The following is a 4,582-nucleotide window of genomic DNA, read 5'->3' on the forward strand; positions in this document are numbered from 1 at the left end:
ATTAAGTATTCTCGTATCAAAAAGAGACGAGGCCACAAGAAAGCCATTATCGCAATTGCAAGAATGATGCTTGTCAGTATATACCATATGATTCTTACTGGAGAGACATTTAATCCTTCAGATTATGAATCATTTAGAAATCCTAAGCCACCTATAAAGCAACAAGATTTAACAGAAGAATCAGCGATTGAGTTTCTTAAGAAATCAGGTTTCGATGTTTCTAAATTAACTAAACAATAATATTCAATTATTCTATTTTTTGTAAATTATTCAAACTTGTTTTTAAGTTTGTCTTTTTTTATACGTTTTGATTGATTTTTGTTTCACACTTAACTCCTACTTAAATATCTTCAATAACACCCATTAATTCAAGAAGACGATTTAAATCCTCGTTTCCTTTATACTTGATAGTAATAGTCTTATCATCAATCTTAATATTAGTATGATATTTCTTACGTAATAATCCTTCCGCATAATCATACTTTTTATCTTTGGTATTTTTCTTCTTCTCTGCTTTCTTTTCTGAAAGCTTCATACCTTTTACTATATCTTCTACTCTTCTTACAGAAAGCTTTTCATCAATGGCTCTTTTAGCAACTTGTTTAGCTTTTTCATCAGGAAGTCCAACCAATGGTCTAACATGACCCATTGTCAATGATCCATCTAAAATATAATTCTGAATCTCTTTATCCAACTGAAGAAGACGTAATGTATTAGCAATATGTGTTCTAGATTTACCAATTCTTTCTGACAGCTTTTCTTGTGTTAAGTTCAAACGATCCATCATTGACTGATAAGCTTGCGCTTCTTCAATAGCATTCAAGTTTTCTCTTTGAATGTTTTCTAGAAGTGCAATCTCCATCATCTGATTGTCTGTAAAATCTACAATAATTGCAGGTACTTCTTCTAGACCAGCAATCTTAGCTGCACGATAACGTCTTTCACCTGCGACAATCTCAAATCCATGAATAGATTTTTTTAATAAGAGTGGCTGAAAGATTCCATGTTTTTTAATTGATGAAGCTAATTCTTCCAGCTTATCCTGATCAAACAGTTTTCTTGGCTGATAAGGGTTTGGTCTAATAGACGCAATATCAACTCGTTCCTGTTCAAAATCATCCGGTTTTTTTTCAATAGCATCAATTGCGGACTGTAAATCCGTACCTGTTGCACCATCATTAAAGATAGCATCCAGTCCTCTTGTCAGTGCTTTCTTTTTAGCCATTTCGTTTCACCACTTCTTTTGCAAGTTTTTTATAAGCGATTGCGCCAGTACTGCTTGGATCATAATCGAAGATTGATAATCCGGCAGATGGTGCTTCTGAGAGTTTAATATTTCTAGGAATAACTGTATCATATACTTTTTCTTTAAAGTATTTTCTTACTTCCTGAGATACTTCTACACCTAAGTTTGTACGAGAATCTAGCATTGTTAAAAGTACACCTTCAATAGTAAGGTTCTTATTGAATACACTTTGTGTCAACAAGATCGTATTTAGAAGCTGTGTTAAACCTTCTAGTGCATAATATTCACACTGTACTGGAATTAATACAGAATCAGAGGCAGAAAGGGCGTTTGTATTAAGTAAGCTCAATGATGGTGGACAATCAATGAGAATGTAATCATATACTTTTTTTAGTTTACTGACTGCATGTTTTAAACGCTGTTCTTTTCCTGTCTTAATATTTGAAAGCTGAATTTCTACACCAGCTAGATCAATGCTTGCTGGTGCAACATCCAATCCTCTTTGTGAAGAATGAACAATGATATCTTCTAATGCCTTATCATCTACTAAAACATCATATGTTGTATTTTTGATTGATGTTCTATCAATTCCAATCCCTTGAGTGGCATTTGCCTGAGGATCCATATCGATAAGAAGAACTTTCTTCTTCATTTTTGCTAAGGCTGCAGAAAGATTTACACTTGTAGTTGTCTTTCCAACGCCGCCTTTCTGATTTGTAATAGCTATTACTTTAGCCATTGTTTTTCCTCCTTAAAATAATGATTAGTGAGGTATATTCGAGTTAGAGATGTATTGCTACGCGTTCCCCTAATTTCACTTTTACTTCATCATGATTCTTAGAATGCTGAATGATATCTTCATCTACATTCAAGATATCTTTTTTGAATAATAGCACAACTGTACTTCCACCAAACTCAAAGTAGCCTTTTTCTTCACCTCGTTTGAATTCTTTCTTATTCGCATTAACAATCTTTCCAACCATCAATGCTCCTACTTCCATATATACAACGTCATCAAAGTTTTCACTATGTATCATTGTATAATGTCTTGTATTTGTCTTATAGATTGGATAATAATCATTCGCAATTGGGTTTACCGTATGGAATATTCCTGGAATGATTACTTCCTTTTCACTTGTTCCATTATCAAAATAATGATAGTGGTGATAATCATCAACTGTCAGTCTGAATACAAGGCAAGTTCCTCCTTTATATTCATCTGCCAATCGAGGACTTTTCAGAAGATCTTCTAATTTATAAACTGTATGCTTAATTGTAATTTTTGTATCATCTTCTATTTTATAATAGCTGACCTTTGAATCACATGGCGCCATAAGAACCTTGGGATCTTCTGGAATTGGTCTTGCGCCTTCTTTTATTGCTCTTGTGAAAAAGTCATTGTAGCTCCTGTATGATTTTTCTTCATACTCTGTCATATCAATATTATTCTTTTTAATGAATTTTTTAATGCTTGCTTTAGATAATGGACTATTCATATAGGCACCACCTATATTTGTAATAACAGGAAGAGTCATCACTTTAAGTATAGCTCTTCCTGCAATATGTCCATATAATTTCTTTAACTGTTTATCCTGTGTTTCATCATAAATGGCCTTTTGGCCATTTCTTAGAAATATAGCCAACCGAACGGATGTCCTCCACCCATACGAATATTGCCGGTAATAGCTAATGAGATAAACAGAATGATACCTAAAGCAATTAGAATAAGTATTCCACGTAAATCTGGTTTTGGAACTTTAATTTTTGATATGAACAGGATCCCAACAATTCCTAATCCAACGAAATAAATCATCTGTACAGTTGGTATTTTAAACCAAATGTTTAAGCAATAGATTGCTGGAAAGATAATAGAAGATGAAGTAACTGGAAGACCTGTATAATACTTTCTTTTTTCAGAAGTCTTTTTCTGTCGCATGTCTTCAGTTACATTAAAATATGCAAGTCTGATTACCGCACCAAGTACATATACTGCAAAAAATGGTAGGCATCTTAACATTGTGAATCTTCCCATTGAATATGCAATAACTGCTGGAAATACACCAAATGAAACTAAATCTACAAGTGAGTCGATCTGGATGCCAAACATCTTTTCTTCTTCGGTTCTATTTTTTTTGCTTCTAGCAACAATACCATCAAATGAATCAAAGAATCCGCAAAGCATTAGGCATAATAATGCAATGACGTATTGATGCTGAAATGCAAAGTGCGTTCCAATTAAGGCACTCACTAAACTACAATATGTTAATATTACTGTATAGTTGTAAAATCCTATCATTTTATCACCCCAAAATATCGCAATTATTATAACATACTTCTTATTTTTTTTATATATATTTTCATGTCTTTATGTATTGCATCAAAAAATTTGATACAATAGCGAAAAGGAGTGAAAAAATGGAAAAAGCAAAATTTTATAAAGTAAGCATAGATCGATTTATTGAGGATATGAGCGATTTTAAGGAAGATGAAGCTAAAAGCATGTACGAAGCATTAAAGCTTCCTAAAAGAGCAACACAGTTCTCTGCAGGCTATGATTTTTATGCACCTTTTGATTTTACATTAAATCCTGGGGAAACAATTAAAATTCCTACTGGAATTAGAGCAGAGATGAATCCATCATGGGTATTGATGATTTTCCCAAGAAGTGGTTTAGGCTTTAAATATAGAATTCAGTTAAATAATACAGTAGGTGTAATTGATGCTGATTATTTTTACAGTGATAATGAAGGTCATATCTTCTTAAAGCTGACTAATGATTCTAATGAAGAAAAAGTATTATCAGTTAAACAGGGAGAAGGTATCGCACAAGGTATTTTCATGATGTATGGATTAACTGAAGATGATGAAACAACTGAAGTAAGAAACGGTGGTTTTGGAAGTACTACAAAATAGTACTTCTTTTTTTATAAAAAAAGATACTCACTATTCACAACATAATTGTGAATAGTGAGTATCCGTTGTTGCTATGCACGTATGATGTGATTAGTGTTTTAGAGTTCACAGATTGTGTGAACAGGATTCCTGCATTCACACGGTCTGTGAATACAGCACGTTCCTTCACATCTCCTGTGAAAGCTCACCGCCTCCGGAAAAAAAGGCAAAAAAAAAGGAGTCCCCTTGGGGACCGGACAGACTGGCAGCGTGCTGTTTTTGCCGTTTCCGACTATCGTCGCCGCTGCGATGCTTAACTTCCGTGTTCGGCATGGGTACGGGTGTGTCCATCGCGCCATCGCCGCCAGATTGTCCGCCGAGCCTTCAAAGCCGCACATGAATCTCTCTCATACTTCTTCGGTCAAGTCCTCGACCTATTAGTGC

Annotated in this window: 5 protein-coding genes, 1 rRNA gene and 1 pseudogene; 2 read left to right on the forward strand and 5 right to left on the reverse strand. The window is 34.1% G+C overall.

The features are described from left to right. Nucleotides 1-240, forward strand: a pseudogene (locus tag T513_RS12315) (IS110 family RNA-guided transposase); the annotation flags it as partial. Between the two features lie 100 nt (nucleotides 241-340). Here the strand turns inward: T513_RS12315 and T513_RS0109395 are convergent. From T513_RS0109395 to T513_RS0109410, 4 genes are read right to left on the reverse strand one after another with little or no spacing between them, the layout of a single operon-like run. Further along, nucleotides 341-1,225 carry a ParB/RepB/Spo0J family partition protein gene (locus T513_RS0109395; RefSeq protein ID WP_029073059.1) on the reverse strand — a complete coding sequence of 295 codons (885 nt, stop codon included), beginning with the start codon at nucleotides 1,223-1,225 and terminating at the stop codon, nucleotides 341-343. Beyond that, complete coding sequence (locus T513_RS0109400; protein WP_029071363.1) at nucleotides 1,218-1,985, reverse strand: ParA family protein; 768 nt, start codon at nucleotides 1,983-1,985, stop codon at nucleotides 1,218-1,220. The genes T513_RS0109395 and T513_RS0109400 overlap by 8 nt, the downstream gene beginning before the upstream one ends. A gap of 43 nt (nucleotides 1,986-2,028) precedes the next feature. Beyond that, a complete protein-coding gene (locus T513_RS0109405) occupies nucleotides 2,029-2,889 on the reverse strand; it encodes a phosphatidylserine decarboxylase (RefSeq protein ID WP_051550739.1) in 861 nt (286 codons plus the stop codon). Next, nucleotides 2,874-3,542 carry a CDP-alcohol phosphatidyltransferase family protein gene (locus T513_RS0109410; RefSeq protein ID WP_029071361.1) on the reverse strand — a complete coding sequence of 223 codons (669 nt, stop codon included), beginning with the start codon at nucleotides 3,540-3,542 and terminating at the stop codon, nucleotides 2,874-2,876. Before T513_RS0109410 ends, T513_RS0109405 begins: the two co-directional genes overlap by 16 nt. A 119-nt stretch (nucleotides 3,543-3,661) precedes the next feature. On the opposite strand from T513_RS0109410, the gene T513_RS0109415 reads away from it, so the two are divergent. Beyond that, the gene (locus T513_RS0109415) at nucleotides 3,662-4,159 is read left to right on the forward strand and encodes a dCTP deaminase/dUTPase family protein (protein WP_029073062.1); all 498 of its coding nucleotides are present in this window, start codon (nucleotides 3,662-3,664) and stop codon (nucleotides 4,157-4,159) included. 239 nt (nucleotides 4,160-4,398) lie between these two features. Here T513_RS0109415 and rrf read toward each other — a convergent pair. Then, nucleotides 4,399-4,507: ribosomal RNA gene (rrf, locus tag T513_RS0109420) — 5S ribosomal RNA — on the reverse strand. Nucleotides 4,508-4,582 lie beyond the last annotated feature (75 nt).

Origin of the sequence: Kandleria vitulina DSM 20405 (assembly GCF_000702065.1) — a bacterium.
Taxonomy (GTDB): domain Bacteria; phylum Bacillota_I; class Bacilli_A; order Erysipelotrichales; family Coprobacillaceae; genus Kandleria; species Kandleria vitulina.

Coding starts and splice junctions, on each gene's coding strand:
- T513_RS0109400 (WP_029071363.1), bottom strand. CDS start 1,985: ATGGCTAAAGTAATAGCTATTACAAATCAGAAAGGCGGCGTTGGAAAG.
- T513_RS0109415 (WP_029073062.1), top strand. CDS start 3,662: ATGGAAAAAGCAAAATTTTATAAAGTAAGCATAGATCGATTTATTGAG.
- T513_RS0109395 (WP_029073059.1), bottom strand. CDS start 1,225: ATGGCTAAAAAGAAAGCACTGACAAGAGGACTGGATGCTATCTTTAAT.
- T513_RS0109410 (WP_029071361.1), bottom strand. CDS start 3,542: ATGATAGGATTTTACAACTATACAGTAATATTAACATATTGTAGTTTA.